Source organism: Amycolatopsis eburnea, assembly GCF_003937945.1.
Classification (GTDB): domain Bacteria; phylum Actinomycetota; class Actinomycetes; order Mycobacteriales; family Pseudonocardiaceae; genus Amycolatopsis; species Amycolatopsis eburnea.
Window position 1 is genome coordinate 1 of record NZ_RSEC01000048.1, and the last position, 26,857, is coordinate 26,857.

Sequence of the window (26,857 nt, forward strand, 5' to 3'; positions counted from 1 at the left end):
CCGACGCCACCTGGGACCACACCGCCCGCGCCGCCACCCGCGTCACCGCCCTCGTCCTGCCCGCCGCGACCTACACCCGCCTCAACGGACGCCTCGACTCCCTACGCACCCATGTGGCCGAAGCCGCCGCCCGCCCGCGGAAACCACAGAACAGCAAAGGCGAAGCCAGCATCGACCTCTCCGCCGGGCACGACGGCGAACCGTTGCTGGCCGGGACCTATGTCGACTACGACCCCGCACCGCGGGAATACGAACTCGCCGTCGCCCAGACCGTGCTGCACACCCACAACCGCATCACCGACCTCTACAACACCCCCCACAACCAGCTCGACCAACAGCTACGGTTGACGGTGGAGGCGTTGCGGGAACGGCAGGAACACGACCTGATCAACAACACCGACTTCGGGCTCCTGCACAACGCCGGGCTCAAACACCGGCTCACCACCCGCAGCGGGCCACCGACGCCGTTGGACATGGACGATCTGCTCTGCCGCCGCCGCAAAACCAAGTTCTTCCTCGCCCATCCGCGGGCGATCGCCGCGTTCGGGCGGGCCTGCACCGCCCACCGGGTCTACCCCGACACCATCGTGCTAGACGGGAAACGAGTGAACGCCTGGCGCGGCGTCCCGATCCTCCCGTGCGACAAGATCCCGGTGACCGAGGCCGGGACCACGTCGATCCTGGCGATGCGCACCGGCGAAGACGACGCCGGGGTGATCGGGTTGCGGCCCAAGGAACTCCCGGACGAATACCAGCCCGGGGTCAACGTCCGGCTGATGGGCACTGGGGACCGGGCCGTCACTTCCTACCTCGTCAGCGCCTACCACTCCGCCGCGGTGCTCGTCCCCGACGCACTCGGCGTCCTCGACGACGTGGAGGTCGGGCTCGCATGACGACCATGGACGCACGCACCGCGGCCCGTCCGCTCACCGATGTCCTCGCGTGGAGCAAGGGGCTGGTCGACCCGGCGCTGCGCGCCACCGCGGACCGGCTGCCGGAAGTGATGCGGCGGGTGGCCGGCTACCACTTCGGCTGGTGGGACGCGCAGGGCACGCCGTCGGCGGCGGACGGTGGCAAAGCACTGCGGCCCGCGCTGGTCCTGCTGTGCGCGGAGGCGGCGGGCGGCGATCCGGCGGACGCCGTGCCCGCGGCCGTCGCGGTGGAACTGGTGCACAACTTTTCGCTGCTGCACGACGACATCATGGACGGCGACACGACCCGCCGGCACCGCGCGACGGCGTGGACGGTGTTCGGCACCGGACCCGCGGTGCTCGCCGGGGACGCGTTGCTGAGCCTGGCGTTCGAGGAACTGACCCGCGAGGGCGCGAAACTGCTGTCCCAGGGCGTGCTCGCGCTGCTGGAAGGCCAGGCCGCCGACCTCGACTTCGAGCAGCGCGACGACGTGACGCCCCCGGAGTGCGTCCGGATGGCCACCGGCAAGACGGCGGCCCTGATCGGCGCGGCCTGCGAACTCGGCGCCCTGCACGGCACCCGGCCGCCGGCCCGGTTCGGCGCGTTCGGCCGCGCGGTCGGGCTGGCGTTCCAGCACGTCGACGACCTGCTCGGGATCTGGGGCGATCCCGCGGAGACGGGCAAACCGGTGTACTCGGACCTGCAGAACCGCAAGAAGTCCCTCCCCGTGGTGACGGCCTTGTCGTCGGGCACCGAGGCGGGCGCGGAACTGGCATCGCTCTACGCTGGCACGGACCCCTTGGACGACGCGCAACTGACCCGCGCGGCCTCCCTGGTGGAGTCGGCGGGCGGCCGCCAGTGGAGCCAGGCCCAGGCGGCGGCGCTGGTCGCGAAAGGACTGCGGGAACTGGCATCGGCCAACCCGGTCCCGCGGCCGGCGGCGGAGCTGGCGGCTTTGGCGCGGCTGATCACGACCCGGACACACTGAGGCCCGGGCTCGCACGTGCGGCCGGCGCGGCCGCACGTGCGAGCCTCAGTTCACTTGCCCGGGCGGGTCAAGCCGTCCTTGTCCGCCCCCAAGCTCAAGATGTTCTTGTCCGTGTCCGACAGGGCCTTGGTGACCTGCGCCGACGCCGGCGAAGTCGACAAGTTGATCAGCCGGATCGGGTCGTCCAGCTTGATCAGCGTCGGGACGTACTCCGCCTTGTCGACCTTCCAGCGGTCGCCGTCGCGCACGAACCGGAACCGGGCCGCCGCGCCTTCTTCGGTGTCGCCGCGGGGTTCCGAGTGGCGGGCGATGCTGTTGCCCAGCCCGTAGGCCACCCACTTTTCGCCGATCTTCTCGAACGGCTGGACCACGTGGGCGTGGTGGCCGATGATCAGGTCGACGTCGTCCGACGCCAGGATCTTCTTCGCCTGCGACCGCTGCTCCGCCGTCGGCTCGTGCTGGTACTCGACCCCCCAGTGCAGGCTCGCGATCACGACCTGCGCCCCCGCCTCGCGCGCCTTGCGCGCCGCCGACAGGACGTCGTCGACGTCGATCCGGTTGGCCAGCCACGGTTTGCCCGCCGGGACCTCGATGCCGTTGAACCCGAAGGCGTACGACACCTGCGCGACCTTGACACCCTGGACGTCCATGACCAGCGGTTTCGCCGCTTCCGAAGCCGAGCGGGCCGATCCGGTGTGCTTGACGCCGATCGCGTCGAGCTTGTCCAGCGTGCGCGAGACGCCGGCCGCGCCCTGGTCGATCGTGTGGTTCGACGACGTCGAGCACGTGTCGTAACCGGTGTCCTTGAGCGCGTCCGCGATCTCCGGCGGCGCGCTGAACGACGGGTACCCGCTGTACGGCCCGCCTTCCGGCGCCAGCGGCGTCTCGAGGTGGCAGATCCCGAGATCCGCGCCGGAGATCAGCGGCTTGATCCCGGCCAGCAGTGGCCGGTAGTCGATCTTGCCGCCGCCGTCGGCCTCGGCCTGCTCGGTCAGCGCGGGGTGGATCAGGACGTCGCCGGTCGCGACGACGCTGAACGAGCCGTCCGGGGCGGCCGCCGTCGACGACCCGGTCTCCGGGAACGGCGTGGGGGCCGGGCCGGACTGCGGCGGGCTGCTGCAGCCGGCCACCAGGACGGCGACCCCGGCGAGCGCGGCGACGCGGTGCTTCGTCATCGGTCCCCTCCTGCTGTCGTCCGGCCATCCTGCCAGCCGGGCGAACCCGGCAGAGACGGCATCCCGGTCATCGACAACTCCCACCACAGTCGACAACACCGATCAGAACATTCGCACAGGACAAAACCGGACAACGCGCAGCCCAGCGGGGAAAAAATACGATAAATGAGAGCCACGTGTGCCACGATGCAACTACGGAGAGTAGGTCTCGCTCCGCTAACTGCGCCTTGACGCTGCACGAACGGGTGTTTTGTAATACCAGTCACTCAGCGGCGCCCGCGCGCGCCACTCGACCCCGGCCTCCTTGGGAGCAACGATGTCCCCACACTCGCACAGGCTGCGTGCCTGGAGCGCTGTTGGTTGTTGTTTGATTTCCGGCGCTCTGCTGGCCTCCTGCTCCTCCGGCAAAGACACCGCAGCACCGCAGCAGCAGGCACCGGCCAACGGCAAGATCACGCTGTACTACCTGCAGAAGCAGGGTGACCAGCAGTACTTCGTCGAGCAGGCGCAGGGCGCGCAGGAGAAGGCGAAGGAACTCGGCGTCGAGCTCAAGGTCGTCAACCTCGGCCAGGACGCCAACAAGGCGATCACCGAACTCGACGCCGCGGTCGCGCAGGGCGCCAACGGCGTCGCCATCGTCGTCCCGGACCAGGCCATCGGCCCGCAGGTGATCGACAAGGCGAAGAGCGCGGGCATCCCGCTCATCGCCTCCGACGACGTCATCAAGGACGGCACCGGCGCGAAGGCCCCGTTCGTCGGCTTCAACGGCAGCCAGATGGGCGACTCGGTCGGCACCGAGGCCGGGAAGCTGTTCAAGGCCGCCGGCTGGACCGCCGCCGACACGAAGATCATCAGCGCCTACAAGCAGGACCTCACCGTCTGCACCGACCGCGTCAACGCCGCCAAGGCCGCATTCGGCAAGTCGGCCGGCGCGGACGTCCAGGTGATCGACGTCGGCACCGACAACTCCCCCGTCGACGCGCAGAACCGCTCCGGCGCGGTGATCGGCTCCAACCCGGGCGTCAAGCACTGGGTCGTCTGGGGCTGCAACGACGAGAACGAGACCGGCGTCGTGACCGCGCTCGCCAACTCCGGCGTGCAGGCAAGCAACATCATCGGCGTCGGGCTCGGCGCGTACCTCACCTGCAAGGACTGGGCCGCGGGCAAGGACACCGGCAACAAGTCCGCGCTCTACATCTCCGGCGCCGAGGTCGGCCGCTCGGCGATCCAGGTGCTGGCGGACAAGGTGAAGAACGGCAAGGAACTGCCCGCGGAGACGATCGCGAAGACCACGATCGTCAACAAGGACAACTACAAGCAGGCCGGCGTCAACTGCACCTGACCGCACTCCCGGGGCCCGCACTTTCACGTGAAAGTGCGGGCCCCGGGCTCCGCCGTACGGAAGGCGACCATGTCCTCCTCCTCACCCGCGCTCGCCGTCGAGGGCATCGGCAAGCGCTTCTCCGGGGTCACCGCCCTCGACGACGTCTCGCTGGAGTTCCGGGCCGGTGAGGTCCTCGCGCTGATGGGCGAGAACGGCGCCGGGAAGTCGACGCTGCTGCGCGTCCTCTCCGGCGACCAGGGCCCCGACGACGGCCGGCTCCTCCTCGACGGCACCGAGGTCGCGTTCGACACCCCGCGCGCGGCGATGGCCGCCGGCGTCCGCGTGATCTACCAGGAACCCGAGATCATCCCGCACGTTTCGGTGGCGGAGAACGTCTTCGTCGGCGAACTCCCCGCCAAGGCGCGGGTCTTCAACCGCCGCACGCTCGCGAAGGCCACGCACGACGCCCTCGTCGAGTACGGCTTCGAGGGCGTCCTCAACCCGGCCACGCTCGGCGTCGCCCTCTCCCCCGCGCAGCGCCAGCTCGTCGAGATCCTGCGCGTGCTCACCGCCGCCACGCCGCCGAAGGTGATCGCCTTCGACGAGCCGACGTCGTCGCTGTCGGAGCACGAGGTCGAGGCGTTGTTCCGGCTGATCGGGCGGCTGCGCGACAGCGGCGTCGCGGTCGTCTACGTCTCGCACCGGATGAAGGAGATCTTCCAGCTGGCCGACCGCGTCGCCGTGCTGCGCGACGGGAAGCTCGTCGGCGTCCAGCAGGCCGCCGAGACCGACGAGCCCAGCCTGGTCCGGATGATGATCGGCCGCGACCTCTCGGCGCTCGAGCGCCGCGTCACCCAGGACACCGGCGACGTCGTGCTGAAGCTCGACGACGTCACCACCGACGACGTCACCGGCATCTCGCTGCAGGTGCGCGCGGGCGAGGTCGTCTGCCTGGCCGGGCTGGTCGGCGCGGGACGTTCCGAGCTGGCCCGCGCGATCGTCGGGGACCTGCCGATCCGCTCGGGCACCGTGACCCTCGACGGCAAGCGCTTGCGGGCGAGCAACCCCGGTGACGCCGTGAAGGCGGGCATCGGCTTCGCGCCCGAAGAGCGCAAGACGGACGCGTTGCTGATGCAGCGGTCCGTACGCGACAACGTCTCCATCGCGGTCCTCGATCGCCTTCGCCGCTTCCGCGTGGTGAAGCGGGAGAAGGAACGCGCGCTCGTCGAGGAGTACGTACGCGAGCTTCGCGTGCGGACGCCGTCGATGGAGCAGGAAGTCCGCAAGCTCTCCGGCGGCAACCAGCAGAAGGCCGTCCTCGCGCGCTGGCTCGCGCGGCGGCCGAAGCTGCTGATCCTCGACGAGCCGACGCGCGGGGTCGACGTCGGCGCGAAGGCCGAGATCTACCGGATCATCGACGGCCTCGCCGCGGAAGGCATCGCGCTGCTGGTCATCTCCTCCGACCTGCCCGAGGTGCTGACGCTGGCCGACCGCATCCTCGTGATGCGCGCCGGGCGCCTGGCCGGCGAGATCGGACGCGAAGAAGCGACCGAGGAAGCCGTGCTGACCCTCGCCATCCCCGAAACCGAACCAGCCGTGGAAGAAGCCCAGGAGATCGGCGCATGAGCACCCCCACCAAGGAAACTTCGGCTCCCGCCGCACCGGCGCAAACTAGCGCCGCGCGTCGCGTGCTGACCGGCATCGGCGTGCAGAACTCCAGCCTGATCATCACGCTCATCGCGCTGGTGATCCTGCTGAGCGTGCTGAACGAGAACTTCTTCCGCACCAACAACCTGCTGCTGATCGGCAGCGCGATCACCATCATGGGGCTGCTGGCCCTGGTGCAGACGCTGGTGATCATCCTGGGCGCGCTGGACATCTCGGTCGGCTCGATGGCCGGGCTCGCCTCGGTCGTCTCGGCGATGGTGTTCACCTCGACCGGCAACTCCGAGGTCGGCATCCTCGCCGCGGTCGGCGTCGGCATCCTGTGCGGCCTGGTCAACGGCATGATCATCATCTTCGGCCGGGTCAACCCGGTGGTCGCGACGCTGGCGATGCTGGCCACCTACAAGGGCATCGCGCAGGTGATCTCCGACGGCAAGGCGCAGGGCTACACCGGCGGCGACGACCTGTTCATCTTCCTGGCCAAGGGGTCCGTGCTCGGGCTGCCGTCACTGGTGTGGGTGTTCCTGATCGTCGCGGCGCTGCTGCACTTCCTGCTCAAGTACACCGACATCGGCCGCAACGTCTACGCCATCGGCGGCAACGACACCGCGGCGCGGCTGGCCGGCATCAACATCAACCGGTACATCATCGGTGTGTACGCCCTCGTCGGCGTGGTCGCGGCGATCGCGGGCGTGCTGATCACCGCGCGCACCGGTTCCGGCCAGCCGACGTCCGGCTCGGAAGGCCTGGAGCTGCAGGCCGTCACCGGCGCCGCGCTCGGCGGGACGATGCTCAAGGGCGGCCGCGGCTCGATCATCTCCACCGTGCTCGCGGTGATCATCCTGGGCGTGCTCGACAACGGCATGTCCGGGCTGGGCATCAACCCGTTCTGGCAGAACGTCGCCCACGGCGCGCTGCTCGTGATCGCGGTCGTGCTGCAGCAGCTGCGCAGCGGGGAGCGCCGCGTCGGCCTGCCGGAGTGAACCTCCACGCCCGGATCGTCGACGAGCTGGGCAGGCTGATCGTCGAAGGCGTCCTCGGGGACGGGCAGCCGCTCGTCCCCGAGGAACTCGGGCGGCGCTTCTCGGCGTCCCGCACGGTGGTGCGCGAGGCGCTGCGCGTGCTGGAGTCCAAGGGCATGGTCACCGCGCGCCCACGGGTCGGCACGTGGACGCTGCCGCCCGAGGCGTGGGACGCGATCGACCCGGACGTCATCGCCTGGCGCGTCAACGGACCCGGCCGCCGCGAGCACCTGCGGGAATTGCTGGAACTGCGGCTGATGCTCGAACCGCAGGCGGCGCGGCTGGCCGCGCGGCACCGGCGGCCCGACGAGCTGTCGGCGATGGCCGCGGCGTACGAGCTGATGGCGGACGCGGTCGAGCGGTCCGACGCGGCGGCGTTCCGGGAAGCCGACTCGCGGTTCCACGCGGCGCTGATCCGCGCCTCGGGCAACGCGCTCATCGCGCAGCTGCGGGTGCCGGTCGTGGCGGCGCTGCGGGCGCACGGCGAGCCGATGGAGCTCGTCGCGCATTCCCGCGTGCTGACGCTGGTGCTGGCGAAGAACGCCGACGGGGCCGAAGCGGCGTCGCGGAGATTGCTGGAAACCGTTGCGCCGTACCGCTCACCGGCACCTTGACACGTCCACCGGGAAGCGCTTCACTCGCTGCGACCGACCCGCCGCCATGAGGTGCTGAGGAGGACGCTTCCATGCGTTTCCCGGGTATTCGTGGCTTTGGCGTGCTCGCGGCGGCGGCCGTGGCGGGCAGTCTTTTGACGGCACCGGTCGCATCCGCGGCCGTTTCCTGCGCCGTCGCGGACGAAATGGTCGCCGCGGGGAACTACTGGGCCGCCAACGGGACGAACCCCGGGCCCGCCGACTGGCAGAACGCGACGTTCCACGTCGGCAACCTGGCGCTGGTCCGGACCACCGGCCAGTCCAACCACAAGACGTACCCGTGGGCGCAGGCGAACGGCTACCGGCTGCCGTCCGACCCGAGCCGCCCGTTCTTCCCGGACAACCAGGCCGCCGGCGAGGCGTACCTGGACCTGTACACGTACTTCCACCCGGAGATCCCGCTCGACTCGATCCGCACCCGGATCCAGGACGAGGTGGCGTCCGTGCGGGCCGGGCACCGCGACTACTGGAACTACGTCGACGCGCTGAACATGGCGATGCCGTCGTTCGCCCGGATGAGCCTGATCGACCACGAACCGTCCTATTTGGACGCGATGGACCAGCTGTTCCGGTCGTCGGAACACAAGCTGTACAACGAGTTCACGGGATTGTGGTACCGCGACGAGCGGTTCAAGGGCTCGGGCGTGTTCTGGTCACGCGGCAACGGCTGGGCGCTGGCGGCACTGACGAAGGTGCTGCAGGTGCTGCCGGCCGACGATCCGCGGCGGCCGGAGTACCTGCGGGTGTTCAAGAAGATGGCGTTCTCGTTGTCGTTGCTGCAGCGCCGCGACGGCTTCTGGAACGCGGACCTGCTGAACCCGCGGAACCACGGCGGCCCGGAGACGAGCGGCACGGCGTTCTTCACCTACGGCATCGGCTGGGGCATCACGGCGGGCATCCTCGACGCATCGCGGTTCCGCCCGGTGGTCGACAAGGCGTGGACGGCGTTGTCGACGAAGGCCCTGCAGCCCAGCGGCCTGGTCGGCTACGTCCAGCCGGTCGGCGACCGCCCGGCAACGGCTCACCTGAACGACACCGCGGCGTACGGCGTCGGCGCGTTCCTGCTGGCGGGCCAGGAAGTCGCTAAACTGCAGGGCTACTCGGCGGAGTAGGGGCTACTTCAGGCAGTCGCCGGGGTCGCCGCGGGTCAGGGCGGGGTCGGTCTGGGGGAAGGTGCGGGCCGCGCCCGGGCCGGACGAGCGGTGCTCGAATCGGACCGTCACCCGGCCGTGGCCCGCGCCCTGGACCCAGCCCGTGCCGAACTCCTCGTGGACCACGTCGTCGCCCTGGCGCCACTCCGAAGGCGCGCTGGGCGCCGGGGTCGCCGCCGTGACCACCGTCGACGTCGCGGGGGCCGCCGGGGCCGCCAGGGTGAACAGGGCGTCCTGGTGCGGCACCGAAAGCCCGCTGTAGGCCACGCCCGCCAGGCGGATGCCGCCGAACTCCGCCGGGTCCAGCAGCAGCCGCTCGGCGGTCGCGGCCAGCTCGGCCAGGTCGTCGGTCGGGGCGGAAATCGTTTCCGAGCGGGTCACCGTGTGCATGTCCGTGTGCCGCAGCTTGATCACCACGGTCCGGGCCACGCGCTCGGCCTTGAGCAGCCGCTGGTGCGCACCCGCGGCGATGCGCCGGACCTCCGCCCGCAACGTCGGCAGGTCCTTGATGTCGGTGTCGAACGTCGTCTCGGCGCTGACCTGCTTGGTCTCGGCGCGCCCGGCCACCGGGCGGTCGTCGGCGCCGGTCGCGAGGCGGCGCAGGTCGCGGCCGATCACGCCGCCGAGCGTGGCGACAGCGTCCTGTTCGGACAGTGCCGCCAGCTGCGCCAGCGTCTGGACGCCGATGAACCGCAGCTTGCCTTCGGCGACCGGGCCGATCCCCCACAGCGCCCGCACCGGCAGCGGCGCCAGGAACTCCCGCTCGGTGCCCTGCGGCACGACCAGCAGCCCGTCCGGTTTGGCCTCGTCGGACGCGATCTTCGCGATCTGCTTGCCGTTCCCCGCGCCGATCGACGCCACCAGACCGGTTTCCGCGCGGATCCGCGCCCGCAGCGACGCGCAGAACTCCGTGACCGCGTCGAACGACGCACCGACGAGCGACGGCGGTTCGGCGAAAGCCTCGTCGAGGGAGATCTTCTCCAGCACCGGCGCCACCGCGGAGACGACGGCGAAGACCTCCTGGCTCAGCCGCTCGTAGACGCGGAACCGCGGCGGCACGATGACGCCGTTCGCCGGCAGCAGCCGCCGTGCCTGCGCCATCGGCATCGCCGACTTGATGCCGAACGCCCGCGATTCGTAGCTGGCGCCGGCGACGACCCCGCGTGGGCCGAGACCACCGACGAGCACCGGGCGCCCGGCCAGCGTCGGGCGGGTGAGCTGCTCGGCCGAGGCGTAGAAGGCGTCCAGGTCGAGGTGGATCACCCAGCGGGCCACGTCAGTCCCCGCCGGTGGCGTCCAGCAGCTGGTGGAGCGCCTTCGTGTAGTTCTCGAACGCCGCGCGCCCGGCCGCGGTGAGCCGGACCAGCGTGACCGGCGTGCGGTGCTCGTAGGCCTTGGTGATCTCGACGTACTCGGCGTCCTCGAGCTTGCGCAGGTGCGTCGAGAGGTTGCCCGCCGTCATGTCCAGGAGCTGCTGCAGCCGCGGGAAGGTGATCTGGTCGCCGGTGCGCAGCCCGGCGAGGGCGACGGTGACCCGCAGCCGGGCCTGGGCGTGGATGACGGGGTCGAGCTGCGGCAGGTCGCTCATCGGCGCTTCTCGCGGGCGAAGTACACGATCGAGGCGAGCAGGAACCCGCCCCCGCCGCACACCGTGAGCACGAGGAAGTTGTGCGGGTAGCCCACGAGCACGCTCGCCGCCGCGGACACGATCATCCAAGCGCCGAGGCCGTACATCAGCTTGTCCTGCCAGACCATGCCGCCCGCCAGGTACAGCACGCCGGTGATCAGCAGCCAGGTGCCCGACCACAGCAGCGACACCTGATCCGGGGAAAGCACCTGGAACTGCGTGATCCGGATGTCGACCACCAGCAGCCCGAGCGCGGCGAGCGCCCAGCCGTAGCCGTACATCGCGCCGACCGTGCGGGACGGCCCGCGGATGCCGCGGCCGGTGCGGATGCTGGCGTACGTCGTGTAGGCCATCGCGCCGAGGAACAGCACCGGCACGACGATCCCGCCGGCCACCCAGCCGGGCACCGCCACCCAGGACCGCGTGGTGAGGTAGGTGAAGCCCCAGCCGACGATCCAGGCGAAGGCCCAGGCCGCGAGCATCCGCGCCGGGCCCCCGCCGAATTCGCGCTGGTTCCGCCGGGACTGCTGAGCGATGAGGTTCAGCGACTCCTCGGCCGACATCGGCTCGTCTTCCACCCGGTCCGCCCTCCTCCGTGCACCTCCACGGAAGCTACTGTGCCATTCGTCGCCGATCCGGCCACAGCCACGGCCCCAACGGCGCGTACCAACGGTCACGTCGCGCTCCGAGGGGGGCCTACTTTTGGCCGGATCGGCAATGGGCACTCAGAGCCTGGCCGTGTCCAGCCGGAACCGGCGCATGACCACCAGTGCCGGGATGACGAGCCAGCCCGCCAGCACGAGCACCGCGACCCACGTCCCGGACGTGTGCGTCAGGGGGTCGAGGCCGACCCGGCGCAGCCAGTACGTCGGCACGAAGTGCGCCACCGTCGCCATCCAGCCGGGCAGGATCTCCAGCGGGATCCACAGGCCGCCGAGCATGCCGAGCGGCATCATCAGGGCGCCGGTGACCGCGCCGACCGTGTCGCCCTTGCCGAACAGGCCGATGGCCAGGCCGAGCACGGCGAACGGGAGGGTGGCCGCCCACAGGAACACCAGCTGCCGCCCCCATTCGGCCGCGGTGAGCGGTTCCCCGCGCAGGAAGCCGACGAAGAAGATCGCGAGCAGCACGGGCAGGGCGACGGCCATCGCCGACGCGACCTTGACGGCGAGGTAACCCGGGCCGCGCATCGGCGTGAGGCGGAGCTGGCGCTGCCAGCCGTCCGTGCGTTCCTGCGCCACCCGGGTGCCGGTGAACAGGGCGCCGCCGCTGGCGCCGTACGCGGCCATGCCGATCATCGTCTGCGTGCTCGAGTGCAGCCCGTTGTCCAGGACGTAGTCGCCGAAGATGGCGCCGAAGAGCAGGTACATCACCACCGGCATGCCGATGGTGAAGATCGTGAACTGCGGGCTGCGGACGATCCGCTTGATCTCCAGCGCCAGGTAGGTGGTGTTCACGCGGCGGCCTCCTCGGCGGTGAGCGCCAGGAACGCCTCTTCGAGGCCCAGCGCGGTGATCTCGATGTCGGACGCCGCCGGGTGCGCGGCGAGCAGGGCGCGGAGGGCGGTGTCGGAGTCGGCGCAGGCCAGCTCGGCGCGGCCGGCGCGCAACTGCACGCTCGTGACGCCGGGCAGCGCGGCCAGCTCCGCTTCGGTCGCGCCGGGTACGACGGCCTTGAGCACGCGGCCGGACACCGCGGCCCGGACCTCGGCGACCGGCCCGTCGGCGACGACGGCGCCGTGGCGCATCAGCACCACGCGGTCGGCGTAGTCCTCGGCCTCGGCGAGGTAGTGCGTCGCGAACAGGACGGTCCGGCCGGTGGCGGCGAACTCGCGGATGGCCGCCCAGAAGGCCCGCCTGCCATCGACGTCCATCGCGGCGGTGGGCTCGTCGAGCACGAGCAGCTGCGGGTCGCCGGCCAGCGCGAGCGCGAACCGGACGCGCTGCCGCTCGCCGCCGGAAAGCTTGCCGCAGCGGCGTTTGACGAGGTTCGTCAGCCCGGTGCGGGCGAGCACCTCGGCCGCGGGCAGCGGCTTCGCGTGCGTCGAGACGACCAGGCCGACGAGCTCGCCGACCGTGGCGTCCGGCAGCAGCGCGCCGTTCTGCATCATCGCGCCGACCAGCCCGCGGTCGACCGCCTCGCGCGGGCTGCCTCCGGCGACGGTCACCTCCCCCGCGTCCGGCTCGGTCAGCCCGAGCAGCATGTCGACGGTGGTCGACTTGCCGGCGCCGTTCGGCCCGAGCAGCGCGACGACCTCGCCGCGCGCGACCTCGACGGACACGCCGCCGACCGCCGTGACCCGGCCGAACCGCTTGGTCAGGCCGTGGAGTGCGAACGCCGGTCCCCCAGTCATGGCGTCCCCCTTTCGTGGACTTTGCGTTTCAAACTCGACTCGCACTTTGTAACACAAAGTCCCCGCACCTTCAAAGCCCCCGGCGTCGGAAAGCGCGAAAAACGGGGTGCCGGGCAGTGTGCCCAGCACCCCGTTTCCGAGGGGTTGCCGCAGGTCAGCCGGCGAACCGCCCGGCGACCAGGCCCTGCGTCGCGGCGACGTCGGCCTTCGCGGCGGTCGGCGCCGGCGGCGTCGGCTGCGGCAGCGGCGCGCACTCGACGTCGGCCGTGCGGCCCGGCTTGCGGGCCGGCAGCGCGCCCGTCGCCAGGTAGTCGGCGATCTTGGTGTCGACGCACGCGTTGCCGCGCGGGGTGATCGCGTGGCTGGTGCCGCCCGGCTCCGCGATCAGCGACGCACCCGGGAACCGGCTGCGGACCTCGAGGCTGCCCTCGTACGGCGTCGCCGCGTCGAGCGTCTCGTCGATCATCAGCACGCTCTGCACGCCGCGGCCGTCGATCTTGGTCGGCTTCCCGGCCTTCGCGGGCCAGTACAGGCAGGGCGCGTTGAACCAGGCGTTCTGCCAGGTGAAGTACGGCGCCTTCGCGAACGTCTTCCAGTTGTCGCGCTTCCAGGTGTTCCAGCTCTGCGGCCACTGGACGTCGGTGCACTGGACGGCGAGGTAGACCGCGTAGCCGTTGTCGTCGCCGCGGCCGCCGAAGGCCTCGAACAGCGTCTTCCAGTTCTGCCAGTCACCCTTGTTCACGAACCGGGACAGCGCGTCGCCCAGCAGCGTCCACCGCAGCTGGTAGTAGCTGGCCTGCTGGATGACGTCGAGGATCTCGTCCGGGCCGATCACCCCGCCCGCCGGGTTGAACTGCGCCTTGAGCAGCTGCTCGTCGACCACGTGCCGCACCGCGGCCTGCGTCTTGCCGAGGTGGTAGACGTCGTCGTGCTGGGCCAGCCAGCCGAACCAGATGAGGATGTTCTGGTCGAAGGCGACGTCCTGGTTGAGGTTGTCGCCGTACCAGACGCCGCGCGGGTCGACCGTCGAGTCGAGCACCATCCGGCGCACGTTCCGCGGGTAGAGCGTGCCGTAAACCTGGCCGAGGTAGGTGCCGTAGGAGTAGCCGTAGAAGTTGAGCTGCTTCTGGCCGAGCGCCCGGCGGATGGAGTCCATGTCCTGGACCGTGTCGGTCGTCTTCATGTTCTCCAGCAGGGCCGCGGAGTTGTTCTTCGCGCAGGCCTCGGCGTACCCCTTGGAGCGGTCCAGCCAGGTCTTCTCCAGCTGCGGGGTGAACGGCACGTACTGGGGGCGGTTGTAGTCCATGTAGTTCGGGTCGCAGCTCAGCGCGGGCTTGCTGGACCCGACGCCGCGCGGGTCGAAGCCGACCCAGTCGTAGGCGTCCCCGGCGTGGTTGGGCACGCGCGGCCCGCGGGTGGCCAGCAGCAGGCCGGACCCGCCGGGCCCGCCCGGGTTGGTCAGCATGACGCCCTGGTACTGCGCGTCGGGAACCTTGTGCTTGACCCGGCTGACGGCGAGCTGGATCTGCTCCCCGTGCGGCTTGCGGTAGTCGAGCGGCACCCCCAGGAACCCGCACTCGGCACCGGCGGCGACGAGCGTCGGATCGGTGCACGCACCCCAGGCGATCGACGCGTCCTTCGCGGGCGCGGCGCTCGCGGCCGGCGCGGCCACGAGCGTGGCCGCCACCGCGGCGGCGGCGACCGCGGCGAAAACGCTACGTCTCACTGTTTTCTCCCTTTCCCCTGCGACTTCGGGCGGGTGAACCCTAGTCCCGGACGCCCTTTTCGGGCAGGTACGAAGGGGCAGCGCCCTACTAAAGGCGGAAATCGGATGCACCGGACGTTCACCCTCCACCGGCTCTCCGCGGTCACCGGCTGGCGCGCCTGGCGGCATTCACGCCGGCCCCCAAAGACGCGAAAAGGTTTCAGCGCTCGACCGCGGCCCGCGATCACTCGTGTGAGTGTTGCCACAGTTGATCTTGAATGGAAGTGCGGACGTAGCCACCCGGGCGACCCTCCAGGTGGCGGCAAAAGCTGTGGCAGAGACATTTACGCAGAGGGATGCGGTGTCGATCAGAAAGCTTGTCTCAGGTATCACCTGTACCATTCTGCTGTTTGCGACCTTTCAAGGCACCGCATTCGCAGGCTTTCCAGCACCGCCCAAGTCGACCGAGTTCGATCACAGCACCGCCTTCAGCACATTGATGGAGGTCGACGATCAACCCTCGCCTGGTCTCACGGGGCCGACTCCTCCCACCCCCCACGTGCCCGGACTTCCCGATTGCGGAAGGCTGCCGAAGCAGTTCACACCACAGAGCCCGGTCTGCGAGACGAGCACCGCTCAAGGCCGGTTCACCGGGCAGATCAAGTACGACGGCCAAAATCCTTTCACGCTGCAGTGGTCGTTCCAGCTCAACGGACCCACGGCAGCACTTGCTGCCGGACCGATGGTCGAGAACGCCGACATCTTCGACCACGGCAGCCGGATCACGAGCTACCACGACCACCACTCCGGTATCCCGTCGAACTACCTGGTCCACTCCTCCGTCAGCGGCCTCACCACAGCGGGAAACTACGAACTCTTGATCGAAGAGAATTTTCTCACGGCAAACGGCGCCCAAGCCACGGTCACCGGACGGTTCTCGTTCGTGATAACATTGGTGTGAAGTTGCCGCATTTTGCTCCAGTGGTAGGATTCATCATGCCCGAGCGGGAAGCTTTCGAGAGTTCACTCACTACGGAAAACATCGTCTCGGAAACCCCGGACATGTCATCCGACGTCGGCGCCTCCGCAGCGGAAGCACCTGACATAGCGCGCGTGGTGCGGGATTTCGTCGCCGGCGCACCGGATGATGGCGCCTGGATCGAAGCGGTGACCTGGGCGGTGAACATCGTGGATGAGACCGCGTTCCAAATCCTCGTCACGGCTTCCGACGGAACCGCCTTCGGCTTCGCTGCTCGGCGCGAGCCGCCGGAGGCCACGGTGTGCGACATCGCCGACCGGCTGCAGGACTTCGTCGCCGACAACCTCCGGGTAGGCCTGCCACCCGTGCCGGGCGCCGCCCGGCCTGCCACTGCGAGGCTCACCGCGGACACAGCGGTATGGGTCGACGCGGAAACCGGCTGGAGGTGCCGGATCGGCGACTATCCCGAAGAGCCGGCTCGCGGATCGGCGAGGAACCACTAGGCGTGCCGCCGGACGAAGGCGTCGATCAGCTGTTCCCGCTCCGCCGACGTCGCCCGCTCCAGCTCGACCGTGTCGCCGTCGATCGTCACCTTGATCTTGTGCTTGCCCGCCTGGCGGCCGAGCCACTCCTTCAGCGTCTCCACCAGCCCCGGGAACACGCCGCCCGCCGCGCTGAACGCCACCACCAGCGAGCCGATCGTCACCGGGTCCGCGGCCTTCGCGCCCGGTGGGAGCTCGCCGGGTGCGGACAGCAGGTCGACGTCCAGCTCACGCAGCTCGGCGCGCAGCCGGCGGGCGAGGCGGTCGAGTTCCTCCTCGTCGGCGCCGCCCTCCGGTTCGAGGCGCAGCAGGGCGCGCGTGTCCGGTTCGGTCATGCGCGCCATGGTGCGCCCCGGAACGGGCGTGGGCAAGGCCCCGATCAGGCACGGATTTCGTTGAGGTAGTTGTAGATCGTGTAGCGCGTGACGTCGAGCCGGCCGGCCAGGTGGTCGACCGCGTCCTTGATCAGGAAATAACCGGCTTCGTCGAGTTCCCGGACCACCGCGGCCTTGTGCCGCTTCTTCATCAGGTCCACCGGGATCCCGGCCTTGGTGACCGCCCGGTCGACGAGGAACCGCTGCAGGCTGTCGACGTCCGGGGGGAAAGTCTCCGGCTCGCCGTTGCCGCCGGCCGAAGCCGATGCGTCCACGCTGTTGACGCAGAGACAGCCGACCGCCACACCATCGGCGTCACGCAGGAACAGCGTCGACGAGCGGATCGGGCGGCCGTCCGGGCCGTGCGTGCGGTAGTTCGTCAGGTCCTGCGTGGTGCCGCGGCGGACCAGGCCGAGCAGCAGGTCGGTCATCGGCCCGCCGACGCTGCGGCCGGTCAGGTCGCCGGCGATGGCGACGATCGAGTCCGGCAGCCGGCTCAGGTCGTGCAGCAGCACTTCGTTGCCCGGCCCCAGCATCGCCGCCAGCCCCGGGATCGCCGGCACCAGCGCGGTGAGCACCTCGTGCGTGGTCGCGCCCGCGGCCGGGACGACCAGCGGTTCCCGCGGCTTGGTCAACGTCTCCAACGCGGAACGCAGCAGGTCCGCGGCGGCCGCGGGCGTCGAGGCGTGCGGCGACAGGCGGACGTGCTCGGGCCGCACGGTCGCCGCGATCCCGGCGTTGGCCAGCGCCGCGCCGACCTGCTCGGCGGGGTGCCCGGGCAGCGTGAACGCCAGGATCCCCGCCCGCCGGTCCACCGCGGACACCACCTCGGCGCCGCACGAGGCCAGCACCTCCTCGAACGAGGCGATCCGCTCGGCGATCCGCGCCGCGATGGCGGGCACCCCGGCGTCCTCGACCAGCTCGAGCGCCTCGGCGAACGCGCCGGACGTGATCGGGCTGAGGTTGGAGATCGACCACGCCTGCGCGGTGGCGTCGGGCGCGTGGATCTCGTCGTCGAACAGGCCGGGGTCGCGCGCGCCGGTCCAGCCCGACAGCACCGGGTCCATCCGCTCGAGCGCGTTGTCGGACAGCACCGCGAAGCCGGTGCCCCAGCCCGCACGCAGCCACTTCTGCCCGCCGACGACCAGCACGTCGGCGACCTCCCACGGCGCCTCGACCACGCCGAAGCCCTGGATGCCGTCGACGACGAGCAGCCGGTCGCCGACGACGTCGCGCAGCGCGGCCAGGTCGGCGCGGAAGCCGGTGCGGAAGTCGACCGCGCTGACGCTCACCGTCGTGATTTCCGGCGTCAACGCCTCGGCGACCCGCTCCGGCGTCACATAACCGCTGGTCAGCCGTCGAACCCGCAGCCGTCCGGCCTGCTCGGCGCGCGCCCAGGGGTAGGTGTTGGCCGGGAACTCCGACGCCGACACCAGCACTTCGCCCGAGCTGTGGAACGCGGCCTGGAACAGCCCGAGGCTGGTGTGCGGGAGCAGCACGGTGTGGTCGGTGTCCGAACCGGACAGCCGCGCCGCGGCCGCCTTGGCGCGGACCTCCTGCCGCATCAGCTCGTCCACAGTGGACGGACCGGCCGTGGTGGCCTGGTGCAGCAGGGCGGCGGTGGTGTCGAGCACCGCGTGCGACGGCGGGCCGAACCGGGCGAAGTCGAGGTACCCGGCGGGCTCGTCGAACTGGAGCAGGTACCGGGGCGAAATCCGCGTCACGCGAGGATCCTCGCCAGGAACTGCCGGGTCCGCTCGTGCTTCGGCGCGCGCAACACGTCAGCCGGCGGCCCGGTCTCGACGACGGCGCCGTCGGCCAGGAACACCACCTCGTCGGCGGCCTCCGCGGCGAAGCTCATCTCGTGCGTCACGACGACCATCGTCATCCCCTCCCCCGCCAACGTACTCATCGCTTCCAGCACTTCGCCGACCAGCTCCGGGTCGAGCGCGGACGTCGGCTCGTCGAACAACATCAGCTTCGGCTTCATCGCCAGCGACCGCGCGATCGCTACGCGCTGCTGCTGCCCGCCGGACAGCTGCGCCGGGTACGCGTCGGCGCGGTGCGCGAGGCCAACGCGATCGAGCAGCTCGAGCCCCTGCTTCCGCGCGTCTTCGGGCTTCAGGCCGAGCACCCGGATCGGGCCCTCGACGACGTTCTCCAGCGCCGTCCGGTGCGCGAAGAGGTTGAACCGCTGGAACACCATGCCGATGTCCCGGCGCTGGCGGGCGACGTCGCGTTCGCGCAGTTCGTAGAGCTTGCCGCCGCGCTGCCGGAACCCGATCGGCTCGCCGTCGACCCAGATCTGGCCGGCGTCGATCGTCTCCAGGTGGTTGATGCAGCGCAGGAACGTGCTCTTCCCGGCGCCCGACGGGCCGAGCAGGCAGACGACCTGCCCCTTGCGGACTTCGAGGTCGATGCCGCCGAGGACTTCCGTGTGGCCGTAGGACTTCCGGACGCCGACGGCGCGCAGCAGTGGCTCAGACACGGGCACTCCTCACCAGCGGCACGCCGCGCAGCGCCTTGCCCGCGCGGGCAAGAGGTCCGCGGTCGGCCTGCCCGAACGAGCGTTCCAGGTAGTGCTGGCCGACGCCGGCGACGGTCACCACCACCATGTACCAGACGGCCGCGGCGAGCAGCGTCTCCATCACCAGCAGGTTGTTGGACGAGATGTTGTTGGCCGCGTGGATCAGCTCGGTCACGCCGATCACCGACGCCATCGACGTGCCCTTGAGCATGTTGATGAAGTCGTTGCCGGTCGGCGGGATGATCACCCGCATGGCCTGCGGCAGCACGACCCGGCGCAGCGTCGCGGCCGGCGTCATACCGATCGACTTCGCCGCCTCGGTCTGCCCGCTGTCGACGCTGTTGAGTCCCGCCCGGACGATCTCGGCCATGTACGCGCTTTCATTGAGCGCCAGGCCGAGGAACGCGGCGGTGAACGCGCTGATCAGCACGTTCGTCTGCTCGTGGACGAGGAACGGGATGTCGATGACCGGGAAAACGAGCGCCAGGTTGTACCAGAGGAGGATCTGCAGCAGCACCGGAAGCCCGCGGAAGATCCAGATGTAACCGGCGGCGAACCACCGCGCGACCGGGTTGGCGCTGCGGCGCAGCAGGGCGATGACGATGCCGAGCACGATCGCGACGGCCTGGGACAGCACGGCGAGGACGACGGTGTTGAGCAGGCCGGTCGCCATCACCTTGTAGAACACGAAGTCCGGGACCTGGTTCCACTCGATCTGCGCGTTGCCGAGCGCGACGCCCAGCAGCACGAGCAGCGCGAGGATGATCGCGGCGGCGACCCAGCGGCCCCAGTGCCGGAGCCGGACGATCGGGAGCGGTTCAGGACCCGCCATTGACCGCGGCCTCCTTGATCGCGCCCTGCTCGACACCCCAGGCCTGCAGGATCTTGCCGTAGGTGCCGTCGGCGATCAGGGCCTGCAGCGCCTTCTGCACGGCGTCGCGCAGCGCCGTGTTCGCCTTGTTGACGCCGATGCCGTACGGCCCGCCCTCGATCGGCTCGCCCGGGACGACCTCGAAGAACTTGCCGTCGCCCGCGGTCCGCGAGATGTAGACGGCGCTGGGCAGGTCGTTGAGGATCGCGGCGACGCGGCCGGTGCGCAGCTGGTTCTGGTTCTGGTTGTCGCTGTCGGTCGCGGTGACGGTGAGCGCGGGCTTGCCCGCCTGCGTGCACTTGGTGCTCTGCGCTTCGGCGAACTTCTGGTGGCTGGTGCCCTGCACGACGGCGACGTTCTTGCCGCAGAGCGTGTCCGGGCCGGTGATGCCGTCCGGGTTGCCCTTGCGGATCATGATCGTGATGCCCGAGGTGAAGTAGTCGACGAAGTCGATCTGCGCCTGGCGGGCCTTGGTGTCGTTCATGCCGGCCATGGTCAGGTCGATGCGGCCGGACTGGAGGCTGGTGATCAGCGAGCCGAACGCCATGTCCTGGTGGGCGACGGTGACGCCGAGCTTGGCGGCGATGGCCTTGGCGAGGTCGACCTCGTAGCCGATCGGGGTCTTGCCGTCGGCGGCGTAGAAGTTGTTGGGCGCGGACTGCAGGTTCGACGCCAGGTGTAGGCCCGCGGACTTGACGGTGGCCGGCAGGGCCGCGTTGAGCTGGGCGTCCTTCTGCACGCCCTGGACGATCGCGGCGGTGTCCGGGATGCCGGACGCGGGCGCGCCGGCGGCCTGCGACGTCCCGCCCGCGCCGTCCGGGCCCCCACCGCAGGCGGTCACCAGGACGGCCAGGCTCGCGAGCAACACCGCCTGTGCGGCGCGGGAACGGGACATAACGGACCTCCACTGTTCGGCTGGCCGGAACGGTACAACCCGTTGTTGAAGAGGTCAACTGTCTGTTGAAATTTGCTTCGGTGCTAACTTGCGCGGATGAGCCTGCGGATCGGCATCCTGGGTGCGGCCCGAATCGCTCCCACCGCCCTGGTCAAGCCCGCTTCTTCGCACTCCTCGGTCTCGCTCGCCGCCGTCGCGGCACGCTCCCTCGAGCGCGCGCAAACGTTTGCTACGCGGCATCGGATCTCGGCCGCGTACGGGTCCTACGAGGAGTTGCTGGCCGATCCGGACATCGACGCCGTGTACAACCCGCTGCCGAACGGCCTCCACGGGAAGTGGACGCGGGCGGCGCTGAAGGCGGGCAAGCACGTGCTGTGCGAGAAGCCGTTCACGGCGAACGCGGCGGAGGCTCGCGAGATCGCGTCGCTGGCTTCCGCGTCGAACCGCGTCGTGATGGAGGCGTTCCACTACCGCTACCACCCGCTGGCGCTTCGAGTTGAGGAGATCGTTTCGGCGGGCGAACTGGGCACGCTGGAGCACGTCGAGACGGCGGTGTGCTTCCCGCTGCCCAAGTTCTCGGACATCCGCTACGACTACGGGCTGGCGGGCGGCGCCACGATGGACGCCGGCTGCTACGCGGTCCACATGGCACGCGTGTTCGGCGGCGAAACCCCTTCGGTGGTCTCGGCCAAGGCTCGCCTGCGATCACCGCGGGTCGACCGCGCGATGACCGCGGAGGTGCGCTACCCGTCCGGGCACACGGGCCGGGTGACGTGCTCGATGTGGTCGTCGTCCCTGCTGAACATCAGCGCGAAGGTGACGGGGTCGCGCGGCTGCATCAGCGTGCTCAACCCGCTGATGCCCCAGGCGTACCACCGGCTGTCGATCCAGGTGGACGGCGTCCGCCGCACCGAGAAGTTCCCCCGCCGGGCGACGTACGCCTACCAGCTGGACGCGTTCGCGGCGGCAGCGCTGGACGGCGCCCCGGTGAAGACGTCGGCGGCGGACGCGGTGGAGACGATGACGGTGATCGACGAGATCTACCGCGCCGCCGGCCTCCCGGTCCGCGAACCGAGCTGAGCCCGGACGTCCGCGAGGGCGAAGCCGAGGAGGTTGAGACCCCGCCACGCGCGAGGTTTCCCGGCACGCGGGTCGTCGGCGGCGAGGCCGATGCCCCAGACCCGGTCGACCGGGCTCGCTTCGACGAGCACCCGCTCACCGGTCCCGGCCAGGTAGTCGCCGAGCGCGGGGTGCTGCGCGAACTTCGCGGCGTTGCCGTCGACCACGATCTCGCGGCGGTGGGCGACCCAAACCGCTTCGTCGAACCCGCGCACCCGGCGGCCGAAGTCCTTGGCCTGCTTCGGGTGCACCGCGGTCAGCACCTGCGCCGCCACTTCTTCGTCACCGAACAGCAGCGCCTTGCGCCACATCATGTAGTGCTCGGCGGTGGCGAACCGGACGCCGTCGAGGACGAACGGCGACGGCCACCACTGGCTGAAGCAGCCCGAGCCGACCCCGCCACCACGGGGTGGCCGGTGACCCCAGAAGCACACGTACTTGAACCGCTTCCCCGCGTCGAGCGTGCGGGTCAGCTCCTCGACGTCGCGCGGGTGACCGGTCATGCCGCCAGTCTCACCCACGACGGTGCCGTCCCGCACCCGGATTCCGGGTGCGGGACGAACCGCGCTACGCGGCCACGTAGTTGCCACTCAGGATCAGCAGGACCTGGATCGTGATGCCCGTCCCGTAGTAGTCCGTCGAGTCCGGGGACCACGACGAGACCGCCGTCCACAGCTTGTCCAGCCAGGCCTGGCTGCCCGGGTCCGCCATCGCCGCCACCGCGAACGGGGCGGTGAAGCACGGGTGCTGGCCGCTTTCGGTCTTCGAACCCGACAGCGAGTAGCCGCTCTGGATCTTCGCCGGGTCACCGCCCGTGGCGGACTTGATCCACGTCGTCATCTTGCGGACCTGCGCGGCCGCCGCGCTGTTCGGGGCGGTGATCGCGTCCACGCCGAGGCGCCACGGGTCACGGCAGGCGTTCCAGCTGTACTTGCCGTCGTACGGGCCTTCCAGGAAGTCCGCCGGCGCCGGCTTCGGGGTCGTGTTCGTGCTGACCACGAAGTCCGGCAGCAGGCCCGTGTTCGGCGCGTACTGCGACTGCAGCTGGCTCACCGCCGTCTCGGAGCGGGTCCGGACCTGGTCCCAGAAGCTGTCGCCGGTCGCCTTCGCGAAGGCGCGCAGGTGGCCGGGCATCCAGTCCGACGAGCGCGAGCTGTTCTTGTACTCCGCGTCGTTGCCCCAGTCGCCGAGCAGCGTGAACTTCGTGGTCCCGTTGACCTCGCTCTTCTTGATCGCGTTGATGATCCGGACAGCCTCGGCCTTGTAGTTGACCGAGCCCGCGCTGCCCCACTTCTGGTCCGCGATCAGCAGGCCGTAGGCGATTTCGAGGTCGCCGTCGGTCGCGGAGTCGCTGCCGTTGACGCTCTTGCAGTTCGCGTCCTGCTCGGCCGCGTGCAGGTCCTTGTTGTTGACCGACGGGTGCGCCTTGACGAACTTCAGGATCCCGTCGACGATCGAGCGCGCCTGCGAGTCCTTGCCCGCCATCATCGCCGAGATGGTCAGGCCGTAGCCCTCGCCCTCGGCGACGAACGAGTGGTCGGCGTCCTTCGACAGCACGGCGTAGGTGCCGCTGCCGCACTTGGTCGTCAGGAAGTTCTGCTTCCAGAAGGCGTAGTACTTCTGCAGCGCGGCGTCCTGCGTGGCCTGCGAGACGGACGGCCGCAGCGTGCCGGGCACGTACGGGGTGCCCGCGGCGGACGCGGTCGTCGGCACGCTCAGCAGCCCGGCGGCCAGCGCGGCCGAAGCCACCACCGCCCGGACGATTCTCTTCATCGCTCCTCCGTAAAGGCATCATTGGCTGCGGCGACGGCGATGTGAGCGTGACAGAAGGTTCAAGATCCGGTCAAGACTGTTAGGAAACTTTCCTTACTATGACCGTGAGTGGTCTCACCGCGACCCGCGCCACCCGGACGGACTAACGTGGATCCCATGAAGATCGACGACCGCGGCCCCGGCTTCCGGGCCTTCTGGACCGAGCGCCGGCTGGCCACCCTCACCACGGTCCGGCCCGACGGCACGCCGCACGTCGTCGCGGTCGGCGTCACGGTGGACTTCGAGGCCGGCCTCGCCCGCGTGATCACGTTCGCCGGCTCGGTCAAGGCGCGGCTCATCCGGGCCGCGGGCACCGAGGGCGTCCCGGTCGCGGTCTGCCAGCTGGAAGGGCCGAAGTGGTCCACTTTGGAGGGACGCGCGGTACTGCGCGACGACCCGGAGTCGGTGCGCGACGCCGAAAACCGCTACGCCGCCCGGTACCGCCAGCCCAAGCCGAACCCGCAGCGGGCCGTCCTGGAGATCACCGTGACCCGGGTGCTCGGCAACGCCTAGGCCCGTCGTGAGTGCACCAGCCGTGTGTACTCCGCCAGCAGGGTGGCCAGTTCGCTGTGCTCCCCCGCCGCGGCCAGTTGCTGGTGGCCCACCAGCATCGCCATGCCCAGCGAGGTCAGCGTCCGCGCGAGGGTGCCGTCGCCGACGATGCCCTTGACCGCCTTGCCGACCGTCCGCACCCGCGCGGAGTCGACGCGCTTCTGCGCCGCCCGCACGGTTTCGTCGTTCGCCGCCCACGCCCGGATGGCGGCCTCGGCCTCGTGCGGCAGCCCGAGCGTCAGGTCCATCAGGGCGGCGAAGTCCGCCGCCGGGCCGCCTTGGCCGAAGTCGCGTTCGCGCAGGATGCGCACCTGCCGCTGTTCCCAGTGGTCGAGCAGCTGCTCCACGAACCCCGGCCAGCCGCCGAAGTGGTGGTAGAACGACCCGCTCGTGACACCGAGACCGCGGCACAGCCTGCCGACGTTCAGCTCGGTGAACCCGTGCTCGGCCAGCACGTCCAGCGCGGCCGCGAAGTACGCGTCCCGCGTCACCGACGGCATCAGACGTTCCGGTCCCGGTCCCGCCAGTACGGCTCGCGCAACGAGCGCTTGAGGATCTTGCCGGTCGCGTTGCGCGGCAAGGCATCCACGACGTCGACGCTGCGCGGGCACTTGTAGTGGGCCAGGCGCTCGCGGCAGAACTCCATGAGCTTGTCGGCGTCGAGCTGGTCGCCGGCGACGACGGCCTTGACCTGCTCGCCCCAGCGCTCGTCCGGGATGCCGATCACGGCCACCTCGGCGACGCCGGGGAACTCCGCCACCACGCGCTCGACCTCGGGCGAGTAGACGTTCTCGCCGCCGGTGATGATCATGTCCTTGACGCGGTCCTCGAGGAACAGGAACCCGCCGTCGTCGAGGCGCCCGACGTCCCCGGTGCGCACCCAGCCGTCCACGATGGTCTCGGCGGTGGCCTCGGGCTTGCCGAGGTAGCCTGCCATCCGCTGGTCGGTGCGGACCCAGACCTCCCCGACCGCGGTGTCCTCGGCGGTCACCGGGTCGACGATCCGGATGTCCACTCCGGACAGCGCGGTGCCCGCGGAGGCGAGGCGTTCGGGGCGGGACGCGTCGCGGTGCGCCTCCGCGTCCAGCGCGGTGACCGCGCCGGACAGCTCGGTCATGCCGTACACCTGCGCGAACTTGACGTCGGGCCAGGCGGCGAGCACAGTGCGCAGCAACGGGAGCGGCATCGGCGACGCGCCGTAGCAGAGGTACTTCAAGCGGGAGAACGCCTTGAGCGCGTCTTCCCCGGCCTGCGCGATCCCGGCCACGACGGCGGGCACCAGGAAGGCGTGCGTGATCCCGGCCTTCAGCGCGGCGAACAGCGACGCCGCGTCCGGTTCCCGGGTGAGGTAGGAAGGTTCGCCGTAGAGGAACCCGGAAACCGCGTAGCAGCTGCCGCCGACGTGGAACAGCGGCATCGCGACGAGGTTGACGTCACCGGGGCTGATCGGGAACGCGGTGCCGGCGGCGAGGCCGTGGGCGAGGACGCCGCGGTGGGTCAGCACGGCGCCCTTCGGGAAACCCGTGGTACCGCTGGTGTACATGATCAGCACGCCGTCGTCTTCGTCCACATCGGACGCGGCGCGCGGCTCGGCGGCGGCCAGGAAGGCTTCGTATTCGTCGTCCTCCCCGCCCACGACGACCACGCGCTCGAGCGCGGGCAACCGGTCGCGGACCGCGTCGAGCGCCGGCCGCAGCTCGGCGCCGACGAAGACCACCTTCGCACCGGAATCCGCGAGCACGTAAGCGAGTTCGTCCCCGGAGAGCCGCCAGTTGACCACGGCGTTCGCGGCGCCGAGCCCGGCCGCGGCGAACGTCGTCTCCAGGCAGGCGGGGTGGTTCTTGTCGACGAACGCGACGCGGTCGCCCCGGCCCACACCGGCGGCCGCGAGCGCGCCCGACAGCCGCCGGACGCGCTCGTCGAACTCCGCCCACGTCCACGACCGGTCACCGAAGCGCAGCGCGATATCGGCCGGGCGTTCCCGCGCCCAGTGCGCCAAGAGCTCGCCGAACAGCCGGACGCGGGGGCGGACGTCGTGGGGCATGGCGGGTTCCCTCCGGCCGGCGCTGGACCATAGACCGGTCTATGGTGCGCCGCGATCCCCCGCCCGTCAACACCGGGCTGTTCAGGCGACGGCAGTCCCTTCCAGCTCGACCAGCAGCGGGGGAATCGCCAACCGCGTGACGCCGAGCACCGTCGTGGCCGGCGCGACCCCGGCCGCGGCCAGCCGGCCCGCGAGCACGCCGTAGTGCTGGAAGAGCAGGTCGACGTCGGTCGTGTAGACGGTCAGCCGGACGAGGCCGGCCAGCGACATCCCGGCCTCGCCGAGGACGGCCTCGAGGTTGTCGAGGCTGAGCGCCAGCTGCGCGGCCAGGTCACCGGCGTGCTGGGGCTCGCCGTCGGCGTTCATCGCGGTCTGGCCCGCGCAGTACAGGGTCCGGGTCGCCCCGGAGACGAGTTCCCCCTGGTGGTATCCCAGTTGCACCGACCAGTTCCACGGGTTGACCGCGGTTCGCCGCACAGCCACTTCAGCTCCATCCGTTGCTCGACAGTGGGAAGAGCCTCGCAACGAATCACGACACCTTTTGTCGTGTATTCGGCTACGGTTTCG

At 70.4% G+C, this 26,857-nt stretch carries 28 protein-coding genes; 11 read left to right on the forward strand and 17 right to left on the reverse strand.

What is annotated here, in order from left to right; genetic code table 11:
* The coding region (locus tag EIY87_RS21495; RefSeq protein WP_263855619.1) for a family 2B encapsulin nanocompartment shell protein at positions 1-893 on the forward strand (893 nt) is incomplete at its 5' end.
* A complete protein-coding gene (locus EIY87_RS21500; RefSeq protein WP_125311020.1) occupies positions 890-1,900 on the forward strand; it encodes a family 2 encapsulin nanocompartment cargo protein polyprenyl transferase in 1,011 nt (336 codons plus the stop codon). The genes EIY87_RS21495 and EIY87_RS21500, both read left to right, overlap by 4 nt.
* 50 nt (positions 1,901-1,950) lie before the next feature.
* Here the strand turns inward: EIY87_RS21500 and EIY87_RS21505 are convergent, their stop codons facing one another.
* Positions 1,951-3,075: a CapA family protein gene (locus EIY87_RS21505; protein ID WP_125311022.1), complete on the reverse strand. Its 1,125-nt coding sequence runs from the start codon at positions 3,073-3,075 to the stop codon at positions 1,951-1,953.
* A gap of 367 nt (positions 3,076-3,442) precedes the next feature.
* On the opposite strand from EIY87_RS21505, the gene EIY87_RS21510 reads away from it, so the two are divergent.
* The 5 genes from EIY87_RS21510 (at position 3,443) to EIY87_RS21530 (ending at position 8,851) form a co-directional block, all read left to right on the forward strand.
* Complete coding sequence (locus EIY87_RS21510) at positions 3,443-4,417, forward strand: substrate-binding domain-containing protein (protein ID WP_125311024.1); 975 nt, start codon at positions 3,443-3,445, stop codon at positions 4,415-4,417.
* A gap of 69 nt (positions 4,418-4,486) precedes the next feature.
* Positions 4,487-6,025 (forward strand): sugar ABC transporter ATP-binding protein, encoded by a 1,539-nt coding sequence (locus tag EIY87_RS21515; protein ID WP_125311026.1) that lies wholly within the window; start codon positions 4,487-4,489, stop codon positions 6,023-6,025.
* A complete protein-coding gene (locus EIY87_RS21520; RefSeq protein WP_125311028.1) occupies positions 6,022-7,047 on the forward strand; it encodes an ABC transporter permease in 1,026 nt (341 codons plus the stop codon). The genes EIY87_RS21515 and EIY87_RS21520 overlap by 4 nt, the downstream gene beginning before the upstream one ends.
* Positions 7,044-7,700: a FadR/GntR family transcriptional regulator gene (locus tag EIY87_RS21525; protein ID WP_125311030.1), complete on the forward strand. Its 657-nt coding sequence runs from the start codon at positions 7,044-7,046 to the stop codon at positions 7,698-7,700. The genes EIY87_RS21520 and EIY87_RS21525 overlap by 4 nt, the downstream gene beginning before the upstream one ends.
* A gap of 71 nt (positions 7,701-7,771) precedes the next feature.
* Positions 7,772-8,851, forward strand: coding sequence for a glycoside hydrolase family 88 protein (locus EIY87_RS21530; protein WP_125311032.1), 1,080 nt, complete (start codon positions 7,772-7,774; stop codon positions 8,849-8,851).
* Positions 8,852-8,854: 3 nt separating this feature from the next.
* Here EIY87_RS21530 and EIY87_RS21535 read toward each other — a convergent pair whose 3' ends face one another.
* The 6 genes from EIY87_RS21535 to EIY87_RS21560 form a co-directional block, all read right to left on the reverse strand.
* The gene (locus EIY87_RS21535) at positions 8,855-10,165 is read right to left on the reverse strand and encodes a DNA polymerase IV (protein WP_125311034.1); all 1,311 of its coding nucleotides are present in this window, start codon (positions 10,163-10,165) and stop codon (positions 8,855-8,857) included.
* Position 10,166: 1 nt separating this feature from the next.
* On the reverse strand, positions 10,167-10,478 hold the full coding sequence (locus EIY87_RS21540; protein ID WP_125311036.1) for a transcriptional regulator: 312 nt from the start codon (positions 10,476-10,478) through the stop codon (positions 10,167-10,169).
* A complete protein-coding gene (locus EIY87_RS21545) occupies positions 10,475-11,095 on the reverse strand; it encodes a hypothetical protein (RefSeq protein WP_125311038.1) in 621 nt (206 codons plus the stop codon). Before EIY87_RS21545 ends, EIY87_RS21540 begins: the two co-directional genes overlap by 4 nt.
* A gap of 147 nt (positions 11,096-11,242) precedes the next feature.
* Entirely contained in the window at positions 11,243-11,974 is a 732-nt protein-coding gene (locus EIY87_RS21550) for an ABC transporter permease (protein WP_125311040.1), read from the reverse strand.
* Complete coding sequence (locus EIY87_RS21555) at positions 11,971-12,870, reverse strand: ABC transporter ATP-binding protein (protein ID WP_125311042.1); 900 nt, start codon at positions 12,868-12,870, stop codon at positions 11,971-11,973. Before EIY87_RS21555 ends, EIY87_RS21550 begins: the two co-directional genes overlap by 4 nt.
* 154 nt (positions 12,871-13,024) lie before the next feature.
* The gene (locus tag EIY87_RS21560; protein ID WP_125311044.1) at positions 13,025-14,596 is read right to left on the reverse strand and encodes an alpha/beta hydrolase; all 1,572 of its coding nucleotides are present in this window, start codon (positions 14,594-14,596) and stop codon (positions 13,025-13,027) included.
* Between the two features lie 340 nt (positions 14,597-14,936).
* On the opposite strand from EIY87_RS21560, the gene EIY87_RS21565 reads away from it, so the two are divergent.
* Complete coding sequence (locus EIY87_RS21565) at positions 14,937-15,536, forward strand: hypothetical protein (RefSeq protein WP_125311046.1); 600 nt, start codon at positions 14,937-14,939, stop codon at positions 15,534-15,536.
* Positions 15,537-15,571: 35 nt separating this feature from the next.
* Positions 15,572-16,057, forward strand: coding sequence for a hypothetical protein (locus tag EIY87_RS21570; RefSeq protein ID WP_125311048.1), 486 nt, complete (start codon positions 15,572-15,574; stop codon positions 16,055-16,057).
* Here EIY87_RS21570 and EIY87_RS21575 read toward each other — a convergent pair.
* From EIY87_RS21575 to EIY87_RS21595, 5 genes are read right to left on the reverse strand one after another with little or no spacing between them, the layout of a single operon-like run.
* A complete protein-coding gene (locus EIY87_RS21575; RefSeq protein ID WP_125311050.1) occupies positions 16,054-16,431 on the reverse strand; it encodes an effector-associated constant component EACC1 in 378 nt (125 codons plus the stop codon). The genes EIY87_RS21570 and EIY87_RS21575 overlap by 4 nt on opposite strands.
* A 44-nt stretch (positions 16,432-16,475) precedes the next feature.
* Entirely contained in the window at positions 16,476-18,194 is a 1,719-nt protein-coding gene (locus EIY87_RS21580) for an aminotransferase class V-fold PLP-dependent enzyme (protein ID WP_125311052.1), read from the reverse strand.
* A complete protein-coding gene (locus EIY87_RS21585; protein WP_125311054.1) occupies positions 18,191-18,958 on the reverse strand; it encodes an amino acid ABC transporter ATP-binding protein in 768 nt (255 codons plus the stop codon). Before EIY87_RS21585 ends, EIY87_RS21580 begins: the two co-directional genes overlap by 4 nt.
* Positions 18,951-19,829 carry an amino acid ABC transporter permease gene (locus EIY87_RS21590; protein ID WP_125311056.1) on the reverse strand — a complete coding sequence of 293 codons (879 nt, stop codon included), beginning with the start codon at positions 19,827-19,829 and terminating at the stop codon, positions 18,951-18,953. The genes EIY87_RS21585 and EIY87_RS21590 overlap by 8 nt, the downstream gene beginning before the upstream one ends.
* Positions 19,816-20,763 carry an ABC transporter substrate-binding protein gene (locus tag EIY87_RS21595; RefSeq protein ID WP_125311058.1) on the reverse strand — a complete coding sequence of 316 codons (948 nt, stop codon included), beginning with the start codon at positions 20,761-20,763 and terminating at the stop codon, positions 19,816-19,818. The genes EIY87_RS21590 and EIY87_RS21595 overlap by 14 nt, the downstream gene beginning before the upstream one ends.
* Before the next feature lie 96 nt (positions 20,764-20,859).
* On the opposite strand from EIY87_RS21595, the gene EIY87_RS21600 reads away from it, so the two are divergent.
* Complete coding sequence (locus tag EIY87_RS21600) at positions 20,860-21,843, forward strand: Gfo/Idh/MocA family protein (RefSeq protein ID WP_125311060.1); 984 nt, start codon at positions 20,860-20,862, stop codon at positions 21,841-21,843.
* Here EIY87_RS21600 and EIY87_RS21605 read toward each other — a convergent pair.
* Together EIY87_RS21605 and EIY87_RS21610 are read right to left on the reverse strand one after the other, a co-directional pair.
* Entirely contained in the window at positions 21,804-22,385 is a 582-nt protein-coding gene (locus EIY87_RS21605) for an NADAR family protein (RefSeq protein WP_125311062.1), read from the reverse strand. The genes EIY87_RS21600 and EIY87_RS21605 overlap by 40 nt on opposite strands.
* Positions 22,386-22,449: 64 nt before the next feature.
* Positions 22,450-23,655, reverse strand: a complete 1,206-nt coding sequence (locus tag EIY87_RS21610; RefSeq protein ID WP_125311064.1) for a glycosyl hydrolase family 8 — start codon at positions 23,653-23,655, stop codon at positions 22,450-22,452.
* A gap of 156 nt (positions 23,656-23,811) precedes the next feature.
* Here EIY87_RS21610 and EIY87_RS21615 point away from each other — a divergent pair, with 156 nt between their 5' ends.
* Entirely contained in the window at positions 23,812-24,207 is a 396-nt protein-coding gene (locus tag EIY87_RS21615; protein ID WP_191984210.1) for a TIGR03618 family F420-dependent PPOX class oxidoreductase, read from the forward strand.
* On the opposite strand, the gene EIY87_RS21620 is transcribed toward EIY87_RS21615, so the two are convergent.
* From EIY87_RS21620 to EIY87_RS21630, 3 genes are all read right to left on the reverse strand, one after another.
* The gene (locus EIY87_RS21620) at positions 24,204-24,746 is read right to left on the reverse strand and encodes a TetR/AcrR family transcriptional regulator (protein ID WP_125311068.1); all 543 of its coding nucleotides are present in this window, start codon (positions 24,744-24,746) and stop codon (positions 24,204-24,206) included. The genes EIY87_RS21615 and EIY87_RS21620 overlap by 4 nt on opposite strands.
* A complete protein-coding gene (locus EIY87_RS21625) occupies positions 24,746-26,290 on the reverse strand; it encodes an acyl-CoA synthetase (protein ID WP_125311070.1) in 1,545 nt (514 codons plus the stop codon). Before EIY87_RS21625 ends, EIY87_RS21620 begins: the two co-directional genes overlap by 1 nt.
* Positions 26,291-26,371: 81 nt before the next feature.
* Entirely contained in the window at positions 26,372-26,767 is a 396-nt protein-coding gene (locus EIY87_RS21630) for a RidA family protein (protein ID WP_125311733.1), read from the reverse strand.
* Positions 26,768-26,857 lie beyond the last annotated feature (90 nt).

What these genes read in the sequence shown, in the direction of transcription:
- EIY87_RS21620 (WP_125311068.1), bottom strand. Translation starts at nt 24,746, where the DNA reads ATGCCGTCGGTGACGCGGGACGCGTACTTCGCGGCCGCGCTGGACGTG.
- EIY87_RS21515 (WP_125311026.1), top strand. Translation starts at nt 4,487, where the DNA reads ATGTCCTCCTCCTCACCCGCGCTCGCCGTCGAGGGCATCGGCAAGCGC.
- EIY87_RS21605 (WP_125311062.1), bottom strand. Translation starts at nt 22,385, where the DNA reads ATGACCGGTCACCCGCGCGACGTCGAGGAGCTGACCCGCACGCTCGAC.
- EIY87_RS21610 (WP_125311064.1), bottom strand. Translation starts at nt 23,655, where the DNA reads ATGAAGAGAATCGTCCGGGCGGTGGTGGCTTCGGCCGCGCTGGCCGCC.
- EIY87_RS21590 (WP_125311056.1), bottom strand. Translation starts at nt 19,829, where the DNA reads ATGGCGGGTCCTGAACCGCTCCCGATCGTCCGGCTCCGGCACTGGGGC.
- EIY87_RS21625 (WP_125311070.1), bottom strand. Translation starts at nt 26,290, where the DNA reads ATGCCCCACGACGTCCGCCCCCGCGTCCGGCTGTTCGGCGAGCTCTTG.
- EIY87_RS21555 (WP_125311042.1), bottom strand. Translation starts at nt 12,870, where the DNA reads ATGACTGGGGGACCGGCGTTCGCACTCCACGGCCTGACCAAGCGGTTC.
- EIY87_RS21570 (WP_125311048.1), top strand. Translation starts at nt 15,572, where the DNA reads ATGCCCGAGCGGGAAGCTTTCGAGAGTTCACTCACTACGGAAAACATC.
- EIY87_RS21520 (WP_125311028.1), top strand. Translation starts at nt 6,022, where the DNA reads ATGAGCACCCCCACCAAGGAAACTTCGGCTCCCGCCGCACCGGCGCAA.
- EIY87_RS21505 (WP_125311022.1), bottom strand. Translation starts at nt 3,075, where the DNA reads ATGACGAAGCACCGCGTCGCCGCGCTCGCCGGGGTCGCCGTCCTGGTG.
- EIY87_RS21595 (WP_125311058.1), bottom strand. Translation starts at nt 20,763, where the DNA reads ATGTCCCGTTCCCGCGCCGCACAGGCGGTGTTGCTCGCGAGCCTGGCC.
- EIY87_RS21600 (WP_125311060.1), top strand. Translation starts at nt 20,860, where the DNA reads ATGAGCCTGCGGATCGGCATCCTGGGTGCGGCCCGAATCGCTCCCACC.
- EIY87_RS21500 (WP_125311020.1), top strand. Translation starts at nt 890, where the DNA reads ATGACGACCATGGACGCACGCACCGCGGCCCGTCCGCTCACCGATGTC.
- EIY87_RS21615 (WP_191984210.1), top strand. Translation starts at nt 23,812, where the DNA reads ATGAAGATCGACGACCGCGGCCCCGGCTTCCGGGCCTTCTGGACCGAG.
- EIY87_RS21575 (WP_125311050.1), bottom strand. Translation starts at nt 16,431, where the DNA reads ATGACCGAACCGGACACGCGCGCCCTGCTGCGCCTCGAACCGGAGGGC.
- EIY87_RS21540 (WP_125311036.1), bottom strand. Translation starts at nt 10,478, where the DNA reads ATGAGCGACCTGCCGCAGCTCGACCCCGTCATCCACGCCCAGGCCCGG.
- EIY87_RS21530 (WP_125311032.1), top strand. Translation starts at nt 7,772, where the DNA reads ATGCGTTTCCCGGGTATTCGTGGCTTTGGCGTGCTCGCGGCGGCGGCC.